20 protein-coding genes and 1 riboswitch are annotated in these 24,571 nt (G+C 76.0%); of the genes, 11 read left to right on the plus strand and 9 right to left on the minus strand.

Features of this window, described 5'->3' with window-relative positions; translation table 11 throughout:
- Window positions 1-15: 15 nt before the first annotated feature.
- The 6 genes from ACZ6O2_RS19460 to ACZ6O2_RS19485 form a co-directional block, all read right to left on the minus strand.
- Window positions 16-1,383, minus strand: a complete 1,368-nt coding sequence (locus ACZ6O2_RS19460; RefSeq protein ID WP_466023790.1) for a cobyrinate a,c-diamide synthase — start codon at window positions 1,381-1,383, stop codon at window positions 16-18.
- The gene (cobO, locus tag ACZ6O2_RS19465) at window positions 1,380-1,991 is read right to left on the minus strand and encodes a cob(I)yrinic acid a,c-diamide adenosyltransferase (protein WP_350707412.1); all 612 of its coding nucleotides are present in this window, start codon (window positions 1,989-1,991) and stop codon (window positions 1,380-1,382) included. Before cobO ends, ACZ6O2_RS19460 begins: the two co-directional genes overlap by 4 nt.
- Complete coding sequence (locus tag ACZ6O2_RS19470) at window positions 1,991-4,177, minus strand: VWA domain-containing protein (RefSeq protein ID WP_466023791.1); 2,187 nt, start codon at window positions 4,175-4,177, stop codon at window positions 1,991-1,993. Before ACZ6O2_RS19470 ends, cobO begins: the two co-directional genes overlap by 1 nt.
- Window positions 4,174-7,842, minus strand: coding sequence for a cobaltochelatase subunit CobN (cobN, locus tag ACZ6O2_RS19475; protein WP_466023792.1), 3,669 nt, complete (start codon window positions 7,840-7,842; stop codon window positions 4,174-4,176). Before cobN ends, ACZ6O2_RS19470 begins: the two co-directional genes overlap by 4 nt.
- Window positions 7,843-8,208: 366 nt before the next feature.
- Window positions 8,209-8,338, minus strand: a riboswitch (cobalamin riboswitch).
- 111 nt (window positions 8,339-8,449) lie between these two features.
- A complete protein-coding gene (locus ACZ6O2_RS19480; RefSeq protein WP_350707406.1) occupies window positions 8,450-9,106 on the minus strand; it encodes a response regulator transcription factor in 657 nt (218 codons plus the stop codon).
- Window positions 9,099-10,250: a sensor histidine kinase gene (locus tag ACZ6O2_RS19485; RefSeq protein ID WP_350707404.1), complete on the minus strand. Its 1,152-nt coding sequence runs from the start codon at window positions 10,248-10,250 to the stop codon at window positions 9,099-9,101. The genes ACZ6O2_RS19480 and ACZ6O2_RS19485 overlap by 8 nt, the downstream gene beginning before the upstream one ends.
- A 108-nt stretch (window positions 10,251-10,358) precedes the next feature.
- Between ACZ6O2_RS19485 and ACZ6O2_RS19490 the strand changes: the two genes are divergently transcribed.
- Window positions 10,359-11,807 (plus strand): serine hydrolase domain-containing protein, encoded by a 1,449-nt coding sequence (locus tag ACZ6O2_RS19490; RefSeq protein WP_466023793.1) that lies wholly within the window; start codon window positions 10,359-10,361, stop codon window positions 11,805-11,807.
- Window positions 11,808-11,846: 39 nt separating this feature from the next.
- A complete protein-coding gene (locus tag ACZ6O2_RS19495) occupies window positions 11,847-12,596 on the plus strand; it encodes an MBL fold metallo-hydrolase (protein WP_466023794.1) in 750 nt (249 codons plus the stop codon).
- Between the two features lie 19 nt (window positions 12,597-12,615).
- Here the strand turns inward: ACZ6O2_RS19495 and ACZ6O2_RS19500 are convergent, their stop codons facing one another.
- Both ACZ6O2_RS19500 and ACZ6O2_RS19505 read right to left on the minus strand, forming a co-directional pair.
- Window positions 12,616-12,951, minus strand: coding sequence for a hypothetical protein (locus ACZ6O2_RS19500; protein ID WP_350707398.1), 336 nt, complete (start codon window positions 12,949-12,951; stop codon window positions 12,616-12,618).
- Between the two features lie 93 nt (window positions 12,952-13,044).
- On the minus strand, window positions 13,045-14,265 hold the full coding sequence (locus ACZ6O2_RS19505; protein WP_350707396.1) for an MFS transporter: 1,221 nt from the start codon (window positions 14,263-14,265) through the stop codon (window positions 13,045-13,047).
- A gap of 157 nt (window positions 14,266-14,422) precedes the next feature.
- Here ACZ6O2_RS19505 and ACZ6O2_RS19510 point away from each other — a divergent pair, with 157 nt between their 5' ends.
- Together ACZ6O2_RS19510 and ACZ6O2_RS19515 are read left to right on the plus strand one after the other, a co-directional pair.
- On the plus strand, window positions 14,423-15,409 hold the full coding sequence (locus ACZ6O2_RS19510; protein ID WP_466023795.1) for a LacI family DNA-binding transcriptional regulator: 987 nt from the start codon (window positions 14,423-14,425) through the stop codon (window positions 15,407-15,409).
- Between the two features lie 113 nt (window positions 15,410-15,522).
- On the plus strand, window positions 15,523-16,227 hold the full coding sequence (locus tag ACZ6O2_RS19515) for an alpha/beta hydrolase (protein ID WP_466023796.1): 705 nt from the start codon (window positions 15,523-15,525) through the stop codon (window positions 16,225-16,227).
- Window positions 16,228-16,254: 27 nt separating this feature from the next.
- Here the strand turns inward: ACZ6O2_RS19515 and ACZ6O2_RS19520 are convergent, their stop codons facing one another.
- Window positions 16,255-17,601 (minus strand): multicopper oxidase family protein, encoded by a 1,347-nt coding sequence (locus ACZ6O2_RS19520; protein WP_466023797.1) that lies wholly within the window; start codon window positions 17,599-17,601, stop codon window positions 16,255-16,257.
- A gap of 255 nt (window positions 17,602-17,856) precedes the next feature.
- On the opposite strand from ACZ6O2_RS19520, the gene ACZ6O2_RS19525 reads away from it, so the two are divergent.
- From ACZ6O2_RS19525 to ACZ6O2_RS19555, 7 genes are all read left to right on the plus strand, one after another.
- Window positions 17,857-18,789: an AraC family transcriptional regulator gene (locus ACZ6O2_RS19525; RefSeq protein ID WP_466023798.1), complete on the plus strand. Its 933-nt coding sequence runs from the start codon at window positions 17,857-17,859 to the stop codon at window positions 18,787-18,789.
- Between the two features lie 155 nt (window positions 18,790-18,944).
- Entirely contained in the window at window positions 18,945-19,799 is an 855-nt protein-coding gene (locus ACZ6O2_RS19530) for an LppM family (lipo)protein (RefSeq protein WP_466023799.1), read from the plus strand.
- A 128-nt stretch (window positions 19,800-19,927) separates the two neighbouring features.
- On the plus strand, window positions 19,928-20,272 hold the full coding sequence (locus ACZ6O2_RS19535) for a hypothetical protein (RefSeq protein ID WP_350681930.1): 345 nt from the start codon (window positions 19,928-19,930) through the stop codon (window positions 20,270-20,272).
- A gap of 11 nt (window positions 20,273-20,283) precedes the next feature.
- The gene (locus ACZ6O2_RS19540; RefSeq protein WP_466023800.1) at window positions 20,284-20,892 is read left to right on the plus strand and encodes a glycine zipper family protein; all 609 of its coding nucleotides are present in this window, start codon (window positions 20,284-20,286) and stop codon (window positions 20,890-20,892) included.
- The gene (locus ACZ6O2_RS19545; protein WP_466023801.1) at window positions 20,889-21,584 is read left to right on the plus strand and encodes a carboxypeptidase-like regulatory domain-containing protein; all 696 of its coding nucleotides are present in this window, start codon (window positions 20,889-20,891) and stop codon (window positions 21,582-21,584) included. Before ACZ6O2_RS19540 ends, ACZ6O2_RS19545 begins: the two co-directional genes overlap by 4 nt.
- 55 nt (window positions 21,585-21,639) lie before the next feature.
- Window positions 21,640-22,917 carry a phage tail sheath family protein gene (locus ACZ6O2_RS19550; RefSeq protein ID WP_466023802.1) on the plus strand — a complete coding sequence of 426 codons (1,278 nt, stop codon included), beginning with the start codon at window positions 21,640-21,642 and terminating at the stop codon, window positions 22,915-22,917.
- 1 nt (window position 22,918) lies between these two features.
- Window positions 22,919-23,401 (plus strand): phage tail protein, encoded by a 483-nt coding sequence (locus tag ACZ6O2_RS19555; protein ID WP_466023803.1) that lies wholly within the window; start codon window positions 22,919-22,921, stop codon window positions 23,399-23,401.
- Window positions 23,402-24,571 lie beyond the last annotated feature (1,170 nt).

Consider the following 24,571-nt stretch of genomic DNA (forward strand, 5'->3'; position numbering starts at 1 on the left):
CGTGCTCCTGCGCGGTCACCGGCTCGCCGCCTCGACCAGGCGGCGGGCGGCGCGCGGGTGCCCGGCCCAGTGGGTGTGCAGGTAGGAGGCGTGCACCCGGCCGGCGACGAAGCCGTGGTCGGCGCCGTCCCAGCGCCACGCCGGCCGGTCGCCGTGCCCCGGGTCGGTGGCGGTGCGGTGGAACTCGTGGCCGCGTACCGGGTCGCCGGGGCGGTGCAGCGGGGAGCCGGTGACGGCGACGGCGTCCCGGTAGCCGAGGGTGAGCCGGTCGGTCATCCGGGCGGTGAGGTCGAGCCGGCCGCACATGGGCACGCCGTCGAGGGACCGGCCGAGGTAGAGCAGCCCGGCGCACTCGGCGACGACCGGTCCGTCGAAGGCGGCCAGCTCGGCGCGGAGCGTGGCGTTGTCGGCGAGCTGCGGCGCGTACGCCTCGGGGAAGCCGCCGCCGACGACCACCGCGCGGGTGCCGGCAGGCAGGCCGGCGTCGCGCAGCGGGTCGAAGGGGACGACGGCGGCGCCGGCGGCGGCGAGCAGCTCGGCGGTCTCGGCGTAGGAGAAGGTGAAGGCGGGCCCACCGGCGACCGCGACCACCGGGCGCTCGCCGCCGGCGGGGCCGCCGACGGCGGCGGCCGGGTCCCAGGCGGGCGCGGTCAGCGGCCCGGCGGTGCGGGCCAGGTCGAGCACCGCGTCGAGGTCCACGGTGGACGCCACCAGGTCGGCGAGGGCGGCCACGATGGCCAGCGACTCCGGCGCCCGCTCGGCGACGGGCACCAGCCCGAGGTGGCGCGCCGGGGCGGCGACCTCGGCGGCGCGGCTGACCGCCCCGAGCACCGGCACGCCCACCTCGGCGAGGGCGTCGCGCAGCAGGGACTCGTGCCGGGAAGAGCCGACCCGGTTGAGGATCACCCCGCCGATCCGCACGCCGGGGTCGAACGCGGCCATGCCCAGGGCGAGCGCGGCGGCGGAACGGCCCTGCGCGGTGGTGTCCAGCACCAGCAGCACCGGCGCGTCGACGAGCCGGGCGACGTGCGCGGTGGAGGCGTACCCGCGGCGGCCGACCGCGCCGTCGTGCAGCCCCATCACCCCCTCGACCACGGCGATGTCGGCGGGCGTCGGGGTGGCGGCGCCGTGCCGCAGCAGCGGCGCGATCCGCTCCTCGCCGACCAGCCACGGGTCGAGGTTGCGGCCGGGGCGACCGGCGGCGAGCGCGTGGTAGCCGGGGTCGATGTAGTCCGGGCCGACCTTGTGCGGGCTGACGGCCAGGCCACGGCGGCGCAGCGCGGCGAGCAGCCCGGTGGCGACGGTGGTCTTGCCGTGCCCGCTGGCGGGTGCGGCGACCACCACCCGGGGCAGCGCCCACGGCGCCCCCGGCTCGACCGTCACCACTCGATGCCCTTCTGGCCCTTCTGGCCGGCGTCCATCGGGTGCTTGACCTTCGTCAGCTCGGCGACCAGGTCGGCGGCGTCGACCAGGCGCGGGTCGGCGTCGCGGCCGGTGACGACGACGTGCTGGAACCCGGGGCGGTTCACGAGGGTGTCGACCACCTCGTCGACGTCCACCCAGCCCCATTTCATCGGGTAGGTGAACTCGTCGAGCACGTACAGGCCGTAGCGCTCGGCGGCCAGGTCGCGCTGGATCTGCCGCCAGCCCTCCAGGGCGTCGGCGGCGTGGTCGGCCTCGCCGCCACGCTGGATCCAGGACCAGCCCTCGCCCATCTTGTGCCAGGCCACCGGGGCGCCCTGCCCGGTGCGCTCGTGCACCTCGCCGAGGGCGCGGAAGGCGTTCTCCTCGCCCACCCGCCACTTGGCGCTCTTGACGAACTGGAACACCCCGATCGGCAGCCCGGCGGTCCAGGCGCGCAGCGCCAGCCCGAACGCGGCGGTCGACTTCCCCTTCATCTGTCCGGTGTGGACCAGCAGCAGCGGCCGGTTGCGTCGCTGCCGCGTGGTCAACCCGTCGGCGGGCACGTGGGACGGCTTCCCCTGCGGCATCAGGCAACACTCCTGTTCTGCGCCACGGCGGTGGCGGCGGCGAGATCGGTGAGGGGGGCGGTGGCGACCTCGTCGAGCCGGTGGTGGTCGGCGCCGAGTTGGGCGGCGAGGCGGCGGGCCAGGCCGAGGCGGACGGGGCCGCTCTCGCAGTCCACGACGACGCAGGGGGCGCCGGTGGCGGCGAGCACGGCCGCCGCGCGGGCCGACCGGTCGAGCGGGCGCTCCCCGGCGGTGGCGCGGCCGTCGGTGACGACCAGCACCAGGGGGCGGCGGCGCGGATCGCGCAGCCGCTCCACCTGCAGCAGGTCGGCGGCGGCGAGCAGCCCCTCGGCCAGCGGCGTACGCCCGCCGGTGGGCAGCTCGGCCAGCCGCGTCGAGGCCGCGAGCACCGAGGAGGTGGCCGGCAGCAGGGTCTGTGCGGCGGCTCCCCGGAAGGCGACCACCGCGACCTTGTCCCGGCGCTGGTAGGCGTCGGTGAGCAGGGCGAGCACGGCGCCCTTGACGGCGGCCATCCGCGCCCGGGCGCCCATCGAGCCGCTGGCGTCGACCACGAAGAGCACCAGGTTTCCCTCGCGTCCCTCGCGGACGGCCTCGCGGACGTCGTCGGGGCGCAGTCGCAGCGGCCCGGCGACGCGGCCCCTGGCGTGCTGGTGCGGGGCGGCGGCCCGCAGGGTCGCCGGCAGGTGCAGCACGCCGGCCCGGCCGGCCGGCGTGCGCGCCCCGGTGGTGCGCCCCCGCCCGGTGCGGGCGCGGGAGCGTCGGCCGGGCACCCCGTCGCCGATCCCGGGCGCGGTGAGCAGCCGCGCCTTGAGCCCCTGCCGGGGTACGGCCACCGCCTGCCCGCCGGCGCCGGGCCGGCCGTCCGCCGAGCCGGTCGGCCCGGGACCGCCGCCGTCGACCGGGCCTCCGTCGGCCGGGCCGGGCGGGTCGTCGTCGTACCGGCCATGCGCCGGGTCGCCGCTGTCGGGCACCGGGCCTTCGCCACCGTGCGGGCCGGCGGCATCGCCGTGCCCGGGGCCCGGCTCGTCGCGACCGGCCGGCGGTGTCCCGCCGGAGCCGCCGTCGTCCGGGGTGCCGCCGGCGCCGCCTGGGCCGCCGTGCGGGCCGGGACCGCCGGGTCCGCCGGACGGGCCGTCGCCGGGACCGCCGGGGCCGCCCGGGTCGTCGGGATCGTCGTCGCCGGCCCGGTCCAGGGCCTCGTCGAGGCGCTTCTCGTCCAGTCCGGGCGTGTCGAACGGGTCGCGGCGGCGGCGGTGCGGCAGCGCCAGCCGGGCGGCGACCCGGACGTCCTCCACCGTGACCACGTCCCGGCCGTGCCAGGCGGCGTGCGCCAGCGCGGTACGGGCGGTGACGATGTCGGCGCGCATGCCGTCCACGTCGAACGCCGCGCACACCTCGGCGATCCGGCGCAGTGCGGCGTCGGGCAGCAGCACCCGCTCCAGCCGCTGCCGGGCGGCGGCGACCCGGCGGGCGACCTGCGCGTCGGCGTCGGCCCAGCGGGCGGCGAAGCCGGCCGGGTCGGCGTCGGCGGCGAGCCGGCGGCGGACCACCTCGACGCGTACGGCCGGGTCGCGGCTGGCCCCGACCTCCACGGTCAGCCCGAACCGGTCCAGCAGCTGCGGGCGCAGCTCCCCCTCCTCCGGGTTCATCGTGCCGACCAGCAGGAACCGGGACGCGTGGCTGACCGAGACGCCCTCCCGCTCCACGTGGCAACGGCCCATCGCCGCGGCGTCGAGGAGCAGGTCCACCAGGTGGTCGTGGAGCAGGTTGACCTCGTCGACGTAGAGCACGCCGCGGTGGGCGGCGGCGAGCAGGCCCGGCTCGAAGGCGCGGACGCCCTCGCCGAGCGCCTTCTCCAGGTCGAGCGAGCCGACCACCCGGTCCTCGGCCGCGCCGACCGGCAGCTCCACCAGCCGGGCGGGACGCCGCTCGGCGGCCGGCCCGTCGGGGTGCGGGCCGTCCGGGCAGGACGGGTCGGGGGCGGCGGGGTCGCAGGCGAAGCGGCAGCCGGCCACCCGGTCCACGGGCGGCAGCAGCGCGGCCAGGGCCCGCACGGCCGTCGACTTGGCGGTGCCCTTCTCGCCGCGGACGAGCACCCCGCCGATCGCCGGGGAGACCGCGTTGAGCAGCAGGGCGAGCCGCATGTCGTCCATGCCCAGCACCGCGCTGAACGGGTAGGTGGTCATGAGCGTTCCTCCAGGTCGCCCTCGCTGGCCAGGTACGTCTCGCGGAGCCGGTCCAGGGTGGTCGGCTCGGGCGCGGCCCACAGGCCCCGGTCGGCCGCCTCGAGGAGCCGCTCGGTGATGCCGCGCAGCGCCCACGGGTTCGACTGCTCCAGGAACTCCCGGGTGGTCTCGTCGAAGACGTACGCGGCGGCGAGGTGCTCGTACATCCAGTCGTCGACGACGCCGGCGGTGGCGTCGTAGCCGAACAGGTAGTCCACGGTCGCGGCCAGCTCGAACGCGCCCTTGTAGCCGTGCCGGCGCATCGCGGCGATCCACTTCGGGTTGACCACCCGGGCCCGGAACACCCGCCGGGTCTCCTCGCCGAGGGTGCGGGTGCGCACGTCGTGCGGCATCGCCGAGTCCCCCACGTACGCGGCCGGGGCGGCGCCGGTGAGGTGACGGACCATCGCCACCATCCCGCCGTGGTACTGGAAGTAGTCGTCGGAGTCGACGATGTCGTGCTCGCGGGTGTCCTGGTTCTTCACCGCCACCGCGATCCGGGCGAAGGAGCGTTCCATGTCGGCGCGCGCCTCCCGCCCGTCCAGCCCCCGGCCGTAGGCGTAGCCGCCCCAGACGGCGTACACCTCGGCGAGATCGGCGTCGCTGCGCCAGTTGCGGGAGTCGATCAGCGGCAGCAGCCCGGCCCCGTACGCGCCCGGCTTGGAGCCGAAGACGCGGGCGGTGGCCCGCCGCTCGTCGCCGTGCTCGGCGAGGTCGGCGGCGACGTGTGCGCGGACGAAGTTCTGCTCGGCCGGCTCGTCCAGGGCGGCGACCAGCCGCACCGCGTCGTCGATGAGCGCGACCACGTGCGGGAAGGCGTCCCGGAAGAAGCCGGAGATCCGCACGGTGACGTCGACGCGGGGGCGGCCCAGCTCGGCCGGCGGCACCACCTCGACGCCGGTGACCCGGCGGGAGCGGTCGTCCCAGGTGGGGCGGCAGCCGAGCAGCGCGAGCACCTCGGCGACGTCGTCACCCTGGGTGCGCATGGCGCTGGTGCCCCAGACGGTCAGGCCGACGGAGCGCGGGTACTCGCCGGTGTCGGCGAGGTGCCGGGCGAGCAGCGAGTCGGCCAGGGCCACCCCGACGTCCCAGGCGTTGCGGCTGGGGATCGCCTTGGGGTCGACGGAGTAGAAGTTCCGGCCGGTGGGGAGCACGTTGACCAGGCCCCGGGTGGGCGAGCCGGACGGGCCGGGCGGCACGAAGCGCCCGTCGAGCGCGCCCACCACCCGGTCGATCTCGTCGGTCGTGCGGTCCAGCCGGGGCACCAGCTCGGTGGCGGCGAAGCGGAGCACGGCGGCGGCGTCCGGGACGGCCCGGCCGGTGACCTCCTCGACCACGGCGTCGACCTTGTCGGTGTCCCAGCCGAGGGTCTCCATGCCGACGACCAGCCGGCGCGCGAGGGCCTCGATCAGGTCGACGGCGTCGGCGGCGGTGCCGGCCGGCCCGTCGACGGTGTCGGTCAGCGCCTCGGGCAGCGCCAGCCGCTGGCCCGGCGCGGCGAGCAGCGCCTGCTCGTCGAGGCCGTACGCGGCGGCGAGGGCCTGGCGCAGGCCGGGCAGGGCGCGGGCGCCGCCCCAGACCTGCGGGGCGCGCAGCACAGCGAGGACGAGGTTGACCCGGGGCTCGCCGGTGGGCGCGGCGGCGAGGATGTGCAGGCCGTCGCGGATCTGCACGTCCTTGACCTCGCAGAGGTACCCGTCGAGGTGCAGCACGAAGTCGTCGAAGTCCTCGGCGGCCGGCATGTCCTCGGCGTGCAGGTCGTGGTGCAGCTCGGCGGCGCGCACCAGGGCCCAGATCTGCGCCTGCACGGTGGGCACCTTGGCGGGGTCGAGCGCCTGCACGGTGGCGTACTCGTCGAGGAGTTGCTCCAGCTTCGCCAGGTCGCCGTACGTCTCGGCGCGGGCCATCGGCGGCACCAGGTGGTCGACGACGACGGCGTGCGCGCGGCGCTTGGCCTGGGTGCCCTCGCCGGGGTCGTTGACGATGAACGGGTAGACCAGCGGCAGGTCGCCGAGGACGGCGTCGGGGGCGCAGTCGGCGGCCAGCCCGAGACCCTTGCCGGGCAGCCACTCCAGGGTGCCGTGCTTGCCCAGGTGCACCACCGCGTCCGCGCCGAAGCCGCCGTCGGTGGCGGGCGCGGCCAGCCAGCGGTACGCGGCCAGGTAGTGGTGGCTGGGCGGCAGGTCCGGGTCGTGGTAGATGGCGATCGGGTTCTCGCCGAAGCCGCGCGGCGGCTGGATCAGCAGCACCACGTTGCCGAAGCGCAGCCCGGCCAGCACGATGTCCCCGCCGTCGGTGTAGAGCCCGCCGGGCGGCTCCCCCCAGTGGGCGAGCATCCGCTCCCGCAGCTCCGCCGGCGCCTGGTCGAACCAGCGCCGGTACGTCCCCCCGGGCACCCGCGCCTCGGCGGCGGCGAGCTGTTCCGGGGTGAGCCACTCGACGTCGTGTCCCCCGGCGGCGATGAGGGCGTGGATGAGCGCGTCCCCGTCGTCGGGCACCGGGGCGTCGCCGAGGTGGTAGCCGGCCTCGGCGAGGGCGGCCAGCAGCCGGACCGCCGAGGCCGGGGTGTCCAGGCCGACGGCGTTGCCGACCCGGGAGTGCTTCGTCGGGTAGGAGCTGAGCACGACCGCGAGCCGCTTGTCGGCGTTGGGCACGTGCCGCAGCCGGGCGTGCCGCACGGCGATGCCGGCCACCCGGGCGGCCCGCTCCGGGTCGGCGACGTAGCCGGAGAGCCCGTCGGCGTCGATCCGCTTGAACGAGAACGGCACGGTGACGATCCGGCCGTCGAACTCGGGGATGGCCACCTGCATCGCGGCGTCCAGCGGGGACAGTCCGGCGTCGCTGCCGGCCCACTGCTCGCGGGTGCTGGTGAGGCAGAGCGCCTGGATCACCGGCACGTCGAGGGCGGCGAGCGCCCCCACGTCCCAGGCGTCCTCGTCGCCCCCGCCGGAGGCGTCGGCGGCGACCGTGCCGCCGGCGGCGAGCACGGTGACCAGCAGGGCGTCGCAGCGGCCGAAGAGCCCGAGCGGTCCCGCGCCGGCGGTGAGGCCGCGCAGCGAGCCGCAGAAGATCGGTAGCGGGTTGCCGCCGGCCGCGTCGACGGCGTCGGCGAGGGCGTCGACGAAGCCGGTGTTGCCGGCGAGGGCGTGCGCCCGGTAGAAGACGATCCCGACGGTCGGCCGGTCGGGCCGCACGGGACGGTCACCGTGGACGCCGTACGTCGGGGTCGGCGCGGGCGGGGCGAACCCCTCGCCGGTGAGCAGCACCGTGTCGGAGAGGAACCGGGCGAGCTGGGCGAGGTTCCCGGGGCCGCCCTCGACCAGGTAGGCCAGCGCCTGGGTGGCCACCCCGGCGGGGACGGTGGAGGCCGCCATCAGTTCCGCGTCCGGCAGGGCCTCGCCGCTGAGCACGACCGTGGGCACGCCGGAGGCCAGCACCGTGGCGAGCCCGTCCGGCCACGCCTGCCGGCCGCCGAGCAGGCGTACGACCGCGAGGTCCACGCCGTCGAGCAGCGCGGGCACGGCGTCGGCGGCGACCCGGGCGGGGTTGGCGAGGCGGTAGTCGGCGCCGCTGGCGCGGGCGGCGAGCAGGTCGGTGTCGGCGGTGGACAGCAGCAGGATGCGCACGGACGGCTCCGGAGAGTGACGCCCGGATCGACGCGAGGACGATCGGGCGGTACGAGGGGTGGGCGCGGTTCAGCGGGTACGGCGGGCCGGGAAGCGGCTCACCGGCGGGCCGGCGGGGTCGGGCGGCGCGGTGCGGGCGTCAGGGACGGGCGACGCGTCCGACCGCTGCGGGGCGGCCGGGGGCGGGCACACCACGGCCGGCCGGACGCGCGGCGCGGCGGCCGGACGGGGCTGCGGAAACGCGGCTGCTCGCCGGCGCGCTGGCGCGGCCGGGCACGATGCGACGATGATCGTCGATGGCGGAGACGCGGTGCGTCATCGGGTCCTCCTCGGGTGTCCACGCCCTGGGGTCACTCCCGACGGCCGAAGTATCCTGGCTCCCGGATCGACGCTCACCCCCGGTCTTCCAACCGCGCACGCACGGCCGTGACTCACGAGGGGGGATCGCTCCCCGGTGACAGTGGCGGGACCGCGCCGGAATCGCACCGGCTTCCTTCACTGCCGTCAGGCCGCGAATGCTGCCACACCCCCGGTCCCCAGGTCAACGCGACGGGATCGGACGCCGACCCGCCGGGCCGGCGCGGCGTGCGCGACGGTCGACGTCACCTCACCGGTCGGCGAGCCCCGACTCGTAGCCCGCGATCACCAGTTGCGCCCGGTCGCGGACGCCCAGCTTCGTCAGCAACCGGCCGATGTGCGTCTTGACGGTGCCCCGGCTGAGGTGCAGGTGCTGCTCGATCTCGGTGTTGGACATCCCACGGGTGATCAACGTCAACACCTCCCGCTCCCGCGGGGTCACCCCGTCGAGCCGTCCCGGCACCCGTCGGGCCGCCGGCATCCGGGTGAACTCGGCGATGAGCCGACGGGTGACGCTGGGGGCCAGCAGCGCCTCGCCCGCGGCGACCACCCTGATCGCGTCGAGCAGCCGGACGGGGGACGTGTCCTTGAGCAGGAAGCCGCTCGCCCCGGCCCGCAGCGCCCGGTACACGTGATCGTCGAGGTCGAAGGTGGTGAGGACGAGCACCCGGGGCGCGTCCCGGCCGGCGGTGACCTGCTCGGTGGCGGTGATGCCGTCCATCTCGGGCATCCGGACGTCCATCAGCACCACCTCGGGCGCGTACGTCCCCGCGAGTTCGACGGCCGCCCGGCCGGTGCCCGCCTCGGCCACCACGGTCATTCCCGGGGTGGCGTCGACCAGCAGCCGGAGGGTGCCGCGCAGCAGCACGTCGTCGTCGGCCAGGAGCACGCGTACGGGCTCACCCATCGTCCGACACCGCCGGAGTGAACGGCAGCCGGGCGCGCACGGCGAAGCCGCCGCCGGGCTCGACGCCGGCCTCCAGGGCACCGCCGTGCATCACGGCACGCTCGCGCATGCCCCGCAGCCCGTGGCCGGGCGGCCCGACGGCGCGCCCCGACCCCCCGTCGTCGACGACGGCGACCGCCAGCACCCCGGGCTCGACCGCCACGGCGAGCCGACAGCGGGTCGGGCCGGCGTGGCGCAGCACGTTGGTGAGCGCCTCCTGCACGATGCGGTACGCCGAGGCCTGCACGGCCGCGGGCACCCGGGTCAGGTCGGCCGCCCCGTCGACGTCGACGGTGACACCGGCGGACCGGACGGCCTCGACCAGCCGGTCGAGTTCGGCGAAGCTCGGCGCGGTGTCGGCCGGGTCGCGCAGCGCGCCGAGCACGACCCGGATGTCGTCGAGCGCGCTCCGGCTGACCCGCTCGATCGTGCCCAGGGCGGCCCGGCCCTGCTCGGGATGGCTGTCCGCCAGGTGGTTGGCGACGGCCGCCTTCATGGCGATCAGGCTGAGGCTGTGCCCGACCACGTCGTGGATGTCCCGGGCGATGCGCAACCGTTCCTCGGCCACCGCCTGGTCGGCACGCGACGCGGCGAGTTGGGCGACGTGACGTCGACGGGCGCGCACCGCGCGGGCGAGCGCCCACGAAGCGGCGACGACGGTCGCGGCGTAGAGCAGGACCGGAACCGGCGTGGCGGCGAACGACTCCTCCCCCGCCCGGGTCGGGACGATCGGCAGCCCGGGGACCGTGCCGCCCGCCAGCCCCGCGCCCGTGAGGGCGGCCAGCACCACGACGAGCGCCGACACGCCGTCCCGGGTGGAGGTGGCCAGCGCGACCGGGTAGAGCGCGAACGCGACCGCGAACACCACCGCGTCGCCGGCCACCCCGACGGCGACCGCCACCGCCCCCGCCAGCACCACGACGGCGAGCACCGGCGCCGGCCAGCGCCGGCGGACGGCGAGCGGAGCCCCGAACAGCACCGCCAGGCCACCGGCGAGCGCCGGGGCGCCGGGCGTCCGGAACACCGTGAGGAGCACGAGGGCGACGCCCACCAGCGCGTCGAACGCCATCAACTGCCGCAGCCCGAGCCGCCCCGAGGTGACCACCGGACCACCGTATCCACCGGCCGGCCGCCGGGCGTCGGACCACGGTCCGATCCCGGGTTCGGACCACGATCCGATGTGCGGGGTCCCCGACCGGCCGAAACTCCGACCATGATCACGCGACTCCTCGTCCTGGCCGGTGCGGTGGCGCTCGCCGCGCCGCCCGCCCCGGCGGCCCCGGCCGCGCCCCCGGCCGGGATCGGCGCCGCCGCCGTCGACGCCGCCGTCCGCCAGTACCGCGACGCCACCGGGCTGCCCGGCGCCGCGGTGGCCGTCACCCGGGGGACCGAGGTGGTGCACGCCGCCGGGTACGGCCGCACCCCCGCCGGCGACCCGATCACGGCGCGCACCCCGATGGCCGTGGCGTCGGTGAGCAAGTCGTTCACCGCCCTCGCCGTGATGCAGCTGGTCGAGGCGGGCCGGGTGGAACTCGACGGCCCGGTCCACCGGCACCTGCCGGAGTTCACGATGGACGACCCCCGGGCGGCCCGGATCACCGTGCGGCAGCTGCTCGACCAGACCTCCGGGATGTCGGACACGACGTTCCCCGCGTTCAGCAGGCGGCAGCCGGGTTCGCTGCGGGAGGCCGTCGCGGGGATGCGTACGGCCCGGTTGGCCGCCGTCCCCGGCACGAGGTGGGAGTACCACAACCCGAACTTCCAGGTGGCCGCGCGACTGGTCGAGGTGGTCAGCGGGCTGCCGTTCGACGAGTACCTGCGGACGCGGGTCTTCGCCCCGCTCGGCATGACCGACAGTCGCACCCTCGACGTGGCCGCCGACCTGCCGTCGAGCGCGCGCGGCCACCTCATGATCCTCGGCAGGCCGGTCGCCCTGCCCGAGCCGCCGGCCTTCGGCAACGGCTCCGGCGGGGTGCTCAGCTCGGCGCACGACATGGCGGCGTGGCTGATCGCGCAGGGCAACCAGGGCCGCGGTCCGGAGGGCACGGCGGTCGTCTCCCCGGCGGGCCTCGCCACGCTGCACCGCCCGTCCGCGGTCTCCGACGCCTACGCCCTCGGCTGGTTCGTGGAGAAGACCGGGTCGGGGGCGCCGATGATCGCGCACAGCGGCGACCTGTTCACCTCGACGGCGTACCAGGCGCTGCTGCCCGCGTCCGGCTACGGGGTCGCGGTCATGGCGAACACCGGACTGGCGTACGGCCACGCGTCGGCCCTCGCCGAGCGGCTCATCGCGCTGATCGAGGGAACGCCGGCGTCCTCGGCGGGCACGCCGCTCGTGGTCGTCGACGCCGTGCTGCTGGTGCTGGCGGTCGCCTCCGCCGCACTCGCCGGCCTGGGCGTGCTCCGGTCACGCCGCTGGGCCACCGGCCGGCCGGTACGCCCCTGGACGCTGGTGCGGCTGCTTCCGCTGCTCGCGCCGCTGCCGCTGCTCGCCTCGATCCACCGGGTGGTCGGTTGGCTCTACCGGGGTCGTGACGTCGCCTGGATCCAGGTGGCGTACATCTATCCGACGTTCATGGTGCTGCTGGTCACCGCGACGCTCGGCTGCGCCGCCGTCCTCGTGGCCCGGCTCGTCGGACTCGGACGTAGCAGGCGCGGCTGACGACAGCGCCTCCGGTCTACGATCTACGGCGGCGGGCGGATGTCCACCATCGACGGAGAGGAGCACGTCATCATCGACATGGCGTTTCAGCACCTCGCCGGGCGTGTCTGGATCTGCCCCGGGGACCCGGATCCGGCCAGCGTGCAGGCCGGCGTCGCGCTGGTCGCCGACGAGCGGGGCAGCGTGCTGGTCGACGCGGGGCAGAGCCCCGCGCACGCCCGGGAGATCCGGTCCGCGCTGGCCGCCGCCGGGTTGCCCCCGCCCCGCTGGCTGGTCTACACGCACCACCACTGGGACCACGTGTGGGGCGCCTGCGCCTGGCCCGACGTGGAGATCGTCGGCCACGTCGCCGGCGAACGGCTGCTGCGCGAGGAGGCGGCCCGGCCGTGGAGCCACCGGTACCTGCGGGAGCAGGTGCGGGCGAACCCGCGGCTCGGCCCGAGTTTCCGGGCCCGGGCGCTGGCGGTCGACTCGTGGGACGGCTTCGCGGTGCTGCCGCCGACCCGGACCTTCACCGACGAGTTGGAGCTGCCGGTCGGCGTACGGGTGCGGCACGTCGGGGGCGCCCACGCGCCGGACTCGACGGTGGTGGCGGTGCCGGACTCGGGCGTGCTGCTGCTCGGCGACTGCTTCTATCCGCCGCCGGCGCACCTGCGCACCCCCGAGGACCAGCCCGACCTCGCCCTGGTACGCCGGCTGCTGGCCGACGACGTCCACTGGTACGTCGCGAGCCACCAGCCGCCGATGACGCTGGACGAGGCACGCGCGGCGGTCGCCGCCGCCCGGTGACGCCGCGGCGGCGCCACGCTCAGCGGACGCGGCGCTCCGGGTGGGCCCGGTTCCAGGCCCGCATCCGCTCCGGGTAGCCGGTGCGGGCGGCCTCGTACAGCGGCACCGCGTGCTTGCGGGCGATCGACCCGGCGGCGCGCGGCGAGCCGGTGCGGCGGCGGATCCACTCGCCGTCGTGGGCGATCGCCACCACGGTGGTGTCGGTCGCCGTGGTCTCCGGCTCCAGGTAGAACTCCACGCCCCGGCGGCTGGTGACGAACGCCTCCAGCGCGGCCAGGTCCTCGCGGGTGGCCTCGCGGTCGAGCTTCGTGGGGGCCGCGTCGGTGCCGCGCGGCCGTCGACTGAACCAGCCCATCCCCCGCTCCTCTCCTCGGCGTCCTCCCAGTGCAGCACCGTTTCCTGGGACGCGGCTGCGAGCCGGGTGTGAGTGCCCTGCGGAGGTGCCGCGTCAGCGGGCCGGCGGGCGGGTGGCCGGCACCAGGGCGAGGGTGGGCAGCAGCAGCACCGGCACCACGAGCAGGGCGGGCAGCGTGCCGACCCGGTCGCCGAGCAGGCCGAGCAGCGGCGGGCCGGCGAGGAACGCCGTGTAGCCGATCACGGCGACCACGCTGACCCGGGCCGGCGCCCGCCGCTCGTCGTCGGCCGCCGCGCTCATCCCGACCGGGAAGCCGAGCGACGCGCCGATCCCCCAGAGCGCGACGCCGGCAACCGCCACCGGCCCGGAGCCGGCGAGCACCGCCACGCCCGCGCCGACGGTGGCGAGCAGGATCGTGCCGGACAGGACGGGCACCCGGCCCCACCGGTCCAGCGCGACGGTGCCCGCCGTGCGGCCCAGGGTCATGCCGACGACGAAGACCCCGAACACGGCCGCCCCGGCCGCCTCGCTGAGGCCGTGTCCGTCGATGAAGGCGACGGCGAGCCAGTCGTTGGCGCTGCCCTCGGCGAACGCCGACACCAGCACCAGCAGGCCGATGAGCAGCGTGCGCGGCTCCCGCCAGGCGGCGAGCAGGTCGCGGCGGCGCTCGGCCGGGGCCGCCGACGCGGAGGCGGTGCCGCTCTCGGCCGCCGGCAGGAACGACCGGACGGCCAGCAGCGTGCCGCAGAGCACCACCGCCGCCAGCGCGGCGAGGTGCGCCGCGACCGGCAGGCCGAGGCGGGCCGCCCCCGCGCCGAGCCCGGCGCCGGCCACGGAGCCGAGGCTCCACGCGGCGTGGAAGCGCGGCATGATCGTGCGTCCGAGCCGCCGCTCGACCGCCGCACCCTCGACGTTCATGGCGACGTCGCAGATGCCGGAGCCGTAGCCGAGAGCGCACAACCCGACCGCGACCCCGACCAGGGAACCGGCCGGGGCGGCGACCCCGGCCACGGTCAGGCCGGCCGCGACGAGCAGGCAGCCGAGGGCCACCGTGCGGGCCGCCCCGAGCCGCTGGGCCACCAGGCCGGCGGTGGGCATCGCGAGCAGCGCGCCGACGGACATGGCGAGCAGGAGCAGCCCGAGCCGGCCCGCGCTGAGCCCCAGCGCGTCCCGGACGGCGGGCACCCGGGAGAACCAGGTGGCGACGGCCAAGCCGTTGAGCGCGAACACGACCGCCACGCCGGTGCGGGCGGCCAGCACCGCCCGGGGTACGGCCGGGGTCGGCGCGGCGGGCGGGGCGGTGGTGCGGCTCACGGTGGCGTCCTCTCGCCTCGGGCGGTCTGCCGCACGATCCCACACCTGAGAGCGCTGCCAGGACAATCGCCTGCCACCCCTTACCGTCGCCGACGCGCGAGGGAGATGATGCGCGTCGACCGTCCGCGCCGGGACGGCGACCACGGGGAGGACAGGTATGACGACGGCTGGCCGACCGCCCACACTCGACGACGTCGCCCGGGCGGCGGGCGTCTCCCGGGCCACCGCCTCGCGGGTGATCGCCGGCACCGGCTACGCCTCGCCCACCGCCCGCGACCGGGTCACCGCCGCCGCCGACCGGCTCGGGTACGCACCGAACCTGGCCGCCCGCGCGCTGGTCCGGGGCACCGGTGTGCGGCTGGTGGTCGCGGTGTGCGGCGTCGCCCCGACCGTCCTCGACGACCCGTACGTCGACCGGGTGGTCGGCGCGGCCGCCCGGGTCTGCGCGCCGTACGGGCTCGGGGTCGCGCTGCACTGGCTCCCGAGGCGGGAGCCGGCCGGGCTGCGCCGGCTGGCCGAGGACCGCAGCGTCGGCGGGATCATCCTGGTCAACACCACCGAGGCGGTGCTCCGGGCGGTCCCGGCGGCGCTGCGCGGCCGGGTGGCCTCGATCGGCATCGGTTCCGCCCTCGTACCCGCCTTCGACGTGGACAACGGCGGCGGCACGGAGGCCGTGGTGCGGCACCTGTACGCCACCGGCCGCCGCCGCATCGCGATGGTGACCGGCCCCCGCTGGCTGTCCTGCGCCGGCCGGTCGGTGGGCGCCTACCGCCGGGTGGTGCGCGACGCGGGCCTGCCGGTGCGGCTGGTGCCGGGGGACTTCAGCGCGGGCCGGGGCCGGGCGGCGGCCCGGGAGGTGCTGGCGCGCTGGCCGGACACGGACGCGATCGTCGGGATCAGCGACGCCACCGCGCTCGGGGTGATCGACGGGCTGCGCGGCGACGGCGTCCAGGTGCCCGGGGACATCGCCGTCACCGGCTTCGACGACATCCCGCTCGCCGCGATGACCACCCCCGCGCTGACCACGGCGACGCACCCGGTGGGGCGGATCGCCACGGCGGCGGCGACCGCCGTGCTGGCCGGACGGCCGGTGCCGCCGGCGACGGTGTTCCCGTCCCGGCTGGTCCGCCGGGTCAGCGGGTGAGCCGGCCCGGCAGGGCCGCTGACCGCGCCGGAGGCGGCCCGGCAGGGTTAACCCCGGGGCAGCGGGGTAACCGCTGGCGCCCACCCCCGCCGAGGACGAGGAGCGGTGATCCCGTGGCCGAACCCGCCGCGCCGCACCGGCAGCCGGAGGAGAACCCACGGCACGGCCGGCTCACCGCGCGTCCGGCGCCACCCGTCACCCGGGCGGCCACCGGCATGGTGACGCTGACCGACGCCGACGGCGGTCCGCTGGCGATGGTGTACGCCCCGGAGCCGGTCGACGGCCGCCCGTACCGGCTGGTGCTGCTGCTGCACGGGGCCGGCGGCTCGGCCCGGCAGGGCCTGGACCTGCTGCTGCCGGTCGCCGACGCGCACCAACTGCTGCTGGTGGCCCCGCAGGCGGCGTCGAGCAGCTGGGACCTGATCGTGGAGGGCTTCGGGGTGGACGTCCGACGGATCGACGGGCTGCTGGCCACGGCCTTCGCCGGTTACCCCGTCGGGCAGGTGGCGTTCGGCGGGTTCTCCGACGGCGCCTCGTACGCCCTCTCGCTGGGCCTGACCAACGGCGACCTGGTCGACGCGGTGGTGGCCTTCTCCCCCGGCTTCGCCGCGCCGCTGGTCACCCACGGCCGCCCCCGCGTCTACGTCTCGCACGGCGCCGACGACCCGGTCCTGCCGGTCGACGTGTGCAGTCGCCGCCTGGTGCCCCGGCTGCGTTCGCTCGGCTACGACGTGACCTACGACGAGTTCGCGGGCCCGCACGAGGTGCCCGGCGACATCCGCCACCGCGCCGCCGACTGGCTGACGATCACCGAGTGAGCCGCCCCTCCCGCCGACAGCGGCGGCTCAGCCGTGATGGCCGTGATGGCCGTGCTGAATCGGCAGTGTGCGGGCCACTGACGCCTCGGTCCCGGGCTTCACGATCACGAACTGGCCCATCATGCCCTCGTCCTCGTGCCGGAGGATGTGGCAGTGGTACATGTAGGGCGTCTTCGGATCGGTGAAGTGACCGAAGTGGACAGCGAGCCGCACCGTCGACTTGCCGGGGACGAACACCGTGTCCTTCGGGCCCTGCAGGTACGCCGGCGGCTGCTTCCCGTCGGTGTCCAGGATCCGGAACGCCACCTCGTGGATGTGGAAGTTGTGCGCGTACACGGTGTTTTCGACGTGCCAGATCTCCCGTGCCCCCGCGGGCACGACCTCGTCGATGCGGGCCATGTCCATCTCCCGCCCGTTGATCTCGTCGCTGCCGCTGAGCCGGAACCTGCGCTCCCGGGCGCCGGCGGGCACCTCGACAGGCGGCGTGATGGCCAGCCGCTGCGGCACCGCCGGCCGCGGCGCGAGCGTGTCCGCCGCGAGGAACTTCAGCAGGTCGTAGTCTCCTTCGTCGATGCCGTGGTCGCCGGTGACGCTGCGCAGCACGACCTGGTCCCGCGGGGCGAACTCGACCACGATCTCCAGCCGCTCGCCCGGGCTCACCTGCACGCGGTCGACCGTCACCGGCGCCGCCAGCAGCCCGGCGTCGGTGCCGATCACCTGGAAGCGACGCCGGTCGGCGAACTCGACGTTGTACATCCGGGCGTTGGAGCCGTTGAGGATGCGCAGCCGCAGCAACGTGGTGGTGACCTCGAAGAAGGGGTCGTAGACCCCGTTGACCAGGATCTGGTCGCCGATGAAGCCCCACGTCGGCTTGGGGTCCTCCAGCAGCGCGCCGCCCGGGTCGAGGATCTTGTCCTGGAGGATGAGCGGAACGTCGTCGACGCCGTAGGTCGAGGGTAGTCCCAGTGCGGCCGTCTCAGAGTCGTCGACGAGAAAGAGGCCGGCCAGGCCGCGGTAGACGTGCTTGGCGGTGCTGCCGTGCAGGTGCGGGTGGTACCAGGATGTGGCGGCCGGCTGGTCGATGGTCCAATGCGGAGCCCAGGTGCGGCCCGGCTCGATCATCTGGTGGGGGCCGCCGTCCATCACGGCGGGCAGCCGCATGCCGTGCCAGTGCACGGTGCTCGTTTCGCCGAGCTGGTTGTGCACGCGCATCGCGACGCGGTCGCCCCGCTTCGCCCGTACTGTCGGGCCGAGGAGTGCGCCGTTGAATCCCCACGTCGTGGTCCGCTTGCCGGGCAGCAGCTCGGCCTGCCCCTGCTGCATCCGCAACGAGAACTGCTTCGTCCCGTCCTTCGCCGTGGTCGGTTCCAGCAACGGCGGCACCCTCAACCGGTTGGCGAAACTCAGGGTGCCGGAGTTTCCCTTCGACCCCGAACCGGGGCTTCCACATCCGCTCAGGGCGGCCAGACCGGCGAGCACAAGAAGATCACGACGCTTCACGGTGACGATCATCCTTGCGGCTGCGCCGCGCGACATCGGGGACCGACCCCGACCACACCCGGAGAGATCGACCGGGGAAACCCTTGCCGGGCGGTCAGCCGGCACGAGCGTTCGCCTACGCTCGGCCGCATGGATCCGCTCACCGGGCTGCTCGACGGGCCGCGGGCCCGGGGCGCCTTCCTGCTCCGGTCGCTGCTGGATCCCCCGTTCGCGCTGCGCATCGAGGACCGCGCCCCGCTGACCGTGGTCGCCCTGGTCCGCGGCGCGGCCTGGGTGGTGCCCGACGACGGCGCACCCGCCGCGCTGGGGCCGGGCGACGTGGCGGTGCTGCGTGGGCCCGACGGCTATCTCGTGGCGGACGACCCGGCCACCCCGCCGCAGGTGGTCATCCATCCCGGGCAGCGGTGCACCACGCTGCGCGGGGAGCCGCTGGCCGAGACGATGTCGCTGGGCGTACGCACCTGGGGCACGGGCTCGGACGGCGCGACCGTGCTGCTGACCGGCACCTACCAGCTTCCCGGGGAGCTGAGCCGGCGGCTGCTCACCGCCCTGCCGCCGCTGCTCGTGGTCGGGGGCGAGGAGTGGCACAGCCCGCTGGTGCCCCTGCTCGCCGAGGAGGTCACCCGGGACGCGCCAGGCCAGGAGGCGGTCCTCGACCGGCTGCTCGACCTGGTGCTGATCGCCGCGCTGCGCACCTGGTTCGCCCGGCCCGGGGCCGCGCCCGCCTGGTACGTCGCCGCGGCCGATCCGGTGGTCGGCCCGGCGCTGCGGCTGCTCCAGAACGACCCGGCCCGGCCGTGGACGGTCGCCTCCCTCGCGGCCGAGGTGGGCGTCTCCCGGGCGGCGCTGGCCCGCCGGTTCACGGAGCTGGTCGGCGAGCCGCCGATGACGTTCCTGACCGGGTGGCGGCTGGCGCTCGCCGCCGACCTGCTCCGCGAGCCGGACGCCACCCTGGGCGCGGTCGCCCGCAAGGTCGGCTACGGCAGCCCGTTCGCGCTGAGCACGGCGTTCCGCCGGGTCCGCGGGGTCACCCCGCGCGACCACCGCCTCGCCACCTCCTGACCGGCAGAAACGGCAGCCTGGGCCAAACCTTCAGGATATCGATTTCGGCGATTTCCGACCTCAGCCGAAGGGGACAGCGGGCCGGTAAGATCGGCGACTTCGTTGTGACTGATCGCTGACTGATGGTAGTGATCTGGATCACACACACTATGCCCATGAATACGGGACTCATCCGCGGCAGGACACTCCGCGGCGCGGCGTGTCTCGTTCTGGCGGCCGCGCTGACCGGCTGCATGCAACTGAATCTCGGACTGACCGTCAACGCCGACGACACGGTCGACGGCCAACTCCTGCTGACCGCCCAGAAGAGCGTGCTGACCTCGGGCAACCGCACCGTCGAGGCCGGCTTCGCCGAGCTGCGGAAGAACATTCCCGCCCTGCCGTCGGGCGAGGAGACCCGCTACGAGGACGCCAAGCTCTTCGGTTCCCAGATCACCTATCGGAACACCCCGCTGCGCGATTTCAACAGCGAGAGCGTGCGGCTCGTCCGGGAGGACGATCTCTACCGCTTCACCCTTCCCCTCGACCCGAAGAAATACGGCGGGAAGGTGGCGGAACAGAATCCGCAGAATCAGCAGGCGTTCATGCGGTTGATGTCGTTCGAGATATCGGTGACCTTCCCCGGCCGGGTCCTCGACACCAACGGCACGGTCAACGGCCGGTCGGTCAGTTGGAAGGTCGGCAGCAACCAGGAGAAGCCGACCGAACTGCGGGCGGTCGCGGAGGCCCCGCCGAGGCCGTCGGCCTCCCCTGCGGCGGGCGACGACGGCGGCGGCGCGTTCCCCTGGCTGCTGGTCGCCGGCGCGGCAGCGCTCCTGCTGCTCGCCGCCGTCGTGGTCGTCCTGCTGCTGCGGCGTACGCGCCGGCCGGCGCCGGCGGCCGGCGGCCCGGTCGTGCCGACCCAGGCGACCGGCCCGACGGCCGCGCCGGGCCAGACGACCGGCCCGACGGCCGCGCCGGGCCAGTCGCCCGGTGACCCGACGGCGGCCGGCCCACCGGGGCCCGCCTGAGGCCCCCACCCCTTCCCGCCCGCCGCCCGCCGGCGGCGGACCGGGCCCGTCGGAGACTCCCCGGAGCCGCCGGCCTCACCACCACCACACCCCGGTCGCACCACCGCACAACCGAAGGGAGATCGGCGATGAACGATCTCTTCACCTGGGCCGCCCTGGGCAGCCTCACCGGCGCGAGCGCCGCGACGCTGCTCGCCACCAACGTCATCGGCGGGCTGATCGGCCCGAGCGGCGACAAGGCCCGCAAGTGGATCGCGCTGGGCATCGCGCTCGCGCTGTCCTACCTCACCGCGGCGTTCGCCACGGACGCCGGCGCCGAGAAGTGGATCATCGCGTTCTTCAACGGGCTGGTCATCTTCTCCGCCGCGCTGGGCATCAACCAGCTCCCGCCCGGCAACCGGCAGGCGACCCAGGCGTCGCCGACCCAGCTCGCGCAGGGACGCGAGCCCCGCATCCTCCGCTCGTGGGTATGAGGTGAGCCGTCATGATCTACGGAATCCTCAGCACCGTCGCACACGTGGTCACCGGCGCGGTCCTCGGCCAACTGGCCGGCGGCACCGTCGGGCTGCTGATCGGCGCGGTCGCCGGCCTGCTCGTCGGCGGGATCTTCGGCTGGGCGGTCGCCTCGGCCCGGGTCTACGGCCCGGACCCGAAGGGCGTCCTCCTGTTCGTCGTCGACCACACCTGGAGCCTGCTCAACACCGTCGTCGGCGCGGTCTACCTGGCCGGGCACGTGCTCGTCGGGCACTCGCTGGACCGGCCCACCTCGCAGCACAGCTGCCGGGTCAACGTGGTCGAGGGCGTCTCCCCCCGGTACGCCACCACCATCGGCACGGTCTGCGCCGGCTCCGGGCCGGGCATCCAGCGGCACGAGGACGTGCACATCCTCCAGGCGCGCATCCTCGGCCCGCTCTACATCCCGCTGGTGCTCGCCAACTACGTGCTGTTCACCATCGCCCCGGTCTGGCTGCTCTACCACGACCACACCAACGCACCCATCAACCGGTTCACCCGGTACTTCGAGATCGGCGTCTACCCGCACGTGTGGAACGAGGCCATCGCGTACCGCGTCCAGGGGACGCCGCCGCGATGACCACGCCGGGGCGCGGCCCGATCGAGACGGCCACCGCCGAACTGGCCGCCTGGCTGGCCGGGGCGGCGGGGGAACCCGTCCCGGTCGGTCCGCCGCGCCCCGACGACGACCCCGCCCGGCTCACGCTCTGGCCGATGGAGCTGCGCCCGGCCCGGCAGACCCGGGGCAGCGGCGGCCGCGAGCCGTACCGCTTCACCGTCCGCTACCTGCTCTGCGCCGGCGGGCCGGCGGCGCTGCCCGGGTTGGACCGGGTGCTCGCCGCCGCGACCGCCGGCGGGGAGCGCGCCGTCGTGCTGGAGGCCGGCGACCCGCGGCTCTGGGCGGCGTTCGGCACCGGACCCCGCCCGGCCCTGCTCATCGACGTGCCGGCCCAGGTCACCCACCCGACGCCGCCGGCGCCGCCGGTGCTGCGGCCGCTGCGGCTGCGGCAGCTCGAGATGCTGGCCTTCGACGGCCGGGTGGTCGGGCCCGAGCAGCAGCCCCTCGCGGCCGTGCGGATCGAGGTCGTCGGCACGGCGTGCGCCACCACGACCGACCCCGCCGGCCGGTTCCGCGTCGTCGGGGTGCCGCACGACCCCGACCAGCCCGGTCCGGTACGGCTGCGGCTCACCGGCCGGGGGCGGGTCCTCACCGCCGAGGTCGACCCGACCGAGCCCGACATCGTCATCGTCTGCGCACCCCCGCCCCGCTGACCCCGTTCCGGCGGACGTCCCGCGCCGCCGGCCGCGAACCGCACCGGGAGGACCGATGCCCACCTACTTCTCGCCCGGCATCTACGTTGAGGAGGTCCCCGGCGGCGCCCGCCCGATCGGACCGGCCAGCACCAGCACGGCCGCCTTCGTCGGGGTCGCCCCGGACCCCGCCGCGCAGCTCGGCAGAGCCGTCGCGGTCAACAACTGGACCGAGTTCCTGCGGCTCTACGCCAACGGGGACCGCCTGGAGAGCACCCCACTGGCCCGGGCCGTCTTCGGCTTCCTCGACAACGGCGGCAGCCGCTGCTGGGTCGTCAACGTCGGCGCGGACGGCGAGATCACCGGCACCGGGAAGCGGCGCGGCGGCCTGCAACTGCTGGAGGCCGTCGACGAGGTCTCCATCCTGGCCGCGCCCGGCTTCCACGACCCGGTCTCACACGAGGCGCTGCTCAGCATGGCGGAGCGGACGCGCACGATGGTGGCGATCTGCGACCCGCCCCCGGACGTCACGGACATCTCGGCGCTGACCAGGGTGGCGACACCGTCCACCGGCAAGCCGCCCAAGCCGGCCGAGGACTCCGGCGGATCCGGTGGGTCCGGCTCGGCGGGCTCCGGCGGCCCGGGGTCCGGCTCCGGCGGGTCCGCGTCGGGGGACGAGGCGCCGACGGCGTGCCGGCCCCGGCAGTCCGACTTCGGCGCGCTCTACCATCCCTGGCTGCGGGTACGCGACCCGCTCAACGGCGAGCTGGTGCTCACCCCGCCGAGCGGGCACATGGCCGGCATCTGGGCCCGCACGGACGCCCTGCGCGGGGTCCACAAGGCGCCGGCCAACGAGCCCGTACGCGGCGCCGTCGACCTCGCCCACCTGGTCACCCGGCCCGAGCACGACGTGCTCAACCCCAAGGGCGTCAACGTGATCCGCTACTTCCCGGGCGAGGGCATCCGGGTCTGGGGCGCCCGCACCCTCGCCGCCGAGGCCAGCGAATGGCGCTACCTCAACGTCCGCCGGCTCTGCATCGCCATCGAGCAGGCGATCGCCAACGGCACCCGGTGGATGGTCTTCGAGCCGAACGACTTCACCCTCTGGCGGTCCATCCGCCGCGACATCGGCGCCTTCCTCACCCGGGTCTGGCGCGACGGCGCGCTGCTGGGGCGTACGCCCGAGGAGGCGTTCTTCGTCAAGTGCGACGAGGAGACCAACCCGGCGGACGTCCGCGACGCGGGCATGGTCGTCGCCCACATCGGCATCGCGGTGGTCAAGCCGGCGGAGTTCGTGGTGTTCAAGCTGAGCCAGTGGGCCGGCGGCGCCGAGACCGAGACGATCGGAGGCTGACATGCCGACCACCGCCACCCCGCAGCCGGGCGCCCCGGTCGACCCGTACCGGGCCTACAACTTCAAGCTCCTCGTCAACGGCGTGACCAACGGCCACTTCACCGAGGTCAGCGGTCTGGAGATGACCATCCCCGGCGTGCCGTACCGGGAACAGGGCAACGACCGCATCCGGATGGTCCCCGGCCAGGTGGAGTACGCGCCGGTGACCCTGCACTTCGGGCTCACCGCCTCCCGGGAGCTGTGGGACTGGACGTACGCGGTGGCCCGGGGCACGGTGAGCCGGCGCAACGTCTCGATCGTGCTGCTGGACGCGGCCGGCACGGCGGAGGTGCTGCGCTGGAACCTGATCAACGCCTGGCCGACGAGGTGGCGTGGCACCCACCTGAACACCCTCGGCCAGGAGCTGGCGATCGCGGCGCTCACCCTGCGGTACGAGAGCCTCGAACTGGAGACCGGCGGTGCCGCCGCGCCGACCACCGCGTAGCTGGCTGGCCGCCCGGCTGCGCGCGACGGCCACGGCGGTCGACGAACTGGCCCGGCTGGTCGACTCCGCCGGACCGGCCGCATCCGGCCCGCCGCCCCCGCCCGATGACCGGTACCCGCCCGGCCGGTCGCCGGCCGTGGCGACGGGGACGGCGGCGCCGGCACGCCGACCCGGCCAGCCCCCGGAGCACTGGCTGCGGGTGGTGTCCGCGCACGCCCCCGGCCTGCTGCGCGACCTCGACCTGGACCCCGGCCCGACCGGTCCCGCTCCCCTGCCGCCCGTCGACGCCGACCACGGCGCGAGTCACCCCGTTGGGCCGGACCACGGCGCGAGCCGCACCGTTGGGCCGGACCACGGCCCGAGCCGCCCCGTTGACGCCGCCCCCGGCGCGAGCCGGCCCGTTGACGCCGACCCCGGCGCGAGCCACCCGGCCGGCGCGGGCCACCGCGCGACTCGCCCCGCTGACGATCCGCCGGGCGACGGGCCGCCCTGGACGGCCGGTCCACGACCGCCCGCCGCCGGACCCGGGTGGGGCTCGACGCGGGCTACCGTTGCCCGCTCGTACCCGTCGACGTCGGGCCGCCGGGACGAGGACGCCCGGCCGGCAGAGGGCAGTCGGCGAAGCGGCGGCCGACGGTCGAGCGGAGACCCCTGGCCGGGCCGAGGCGTCCCGTCGAGCGGGCAGGGCTGGCCGGGAGACCCGTCGGCAGTCGGCGGCCGGGCAGGTGGACCAGGGGGTGGACCGGTCGGCCGACCGTCGGCGGTGGCCGACCGGCCCGTGCTCCGACCGGCGGTTCCCCCGCCCGGGGCGGTGACGCGCCCCGGCACACCGGCCGCCGCCAGCCCCGCCGCCACCAGCCCCGCCGTCGGCAGCACGGGCCCGTGGTCGGCCGGCGACCGGGACGCCCACGGCCCGACGGGCGCGGCACCCGACCGGGGGACGACGTCGGGCGCGGCGGGCGTGACACCGGTCCGCGCGGCGGAAACCTCAGGGAGCCGGCCCCTGCCGAACGCCACGGACACGGCACCGCCCGGCTACCCGCGATCGGACGCGCCTGACCGCACGACGGCCGCACCCGCCGCTCCGTCCCACCCCCGCACCGCCCAGTCAGGCGACGCGGACGAGCTGTCGCCCGAGATCCTGGTACGGAACGGGCGCTGGAGGAGCCG

The sequence above is a fragment of the Micromonospora sp. NPDC048040 genome (genome assembly GCF_055587185.1).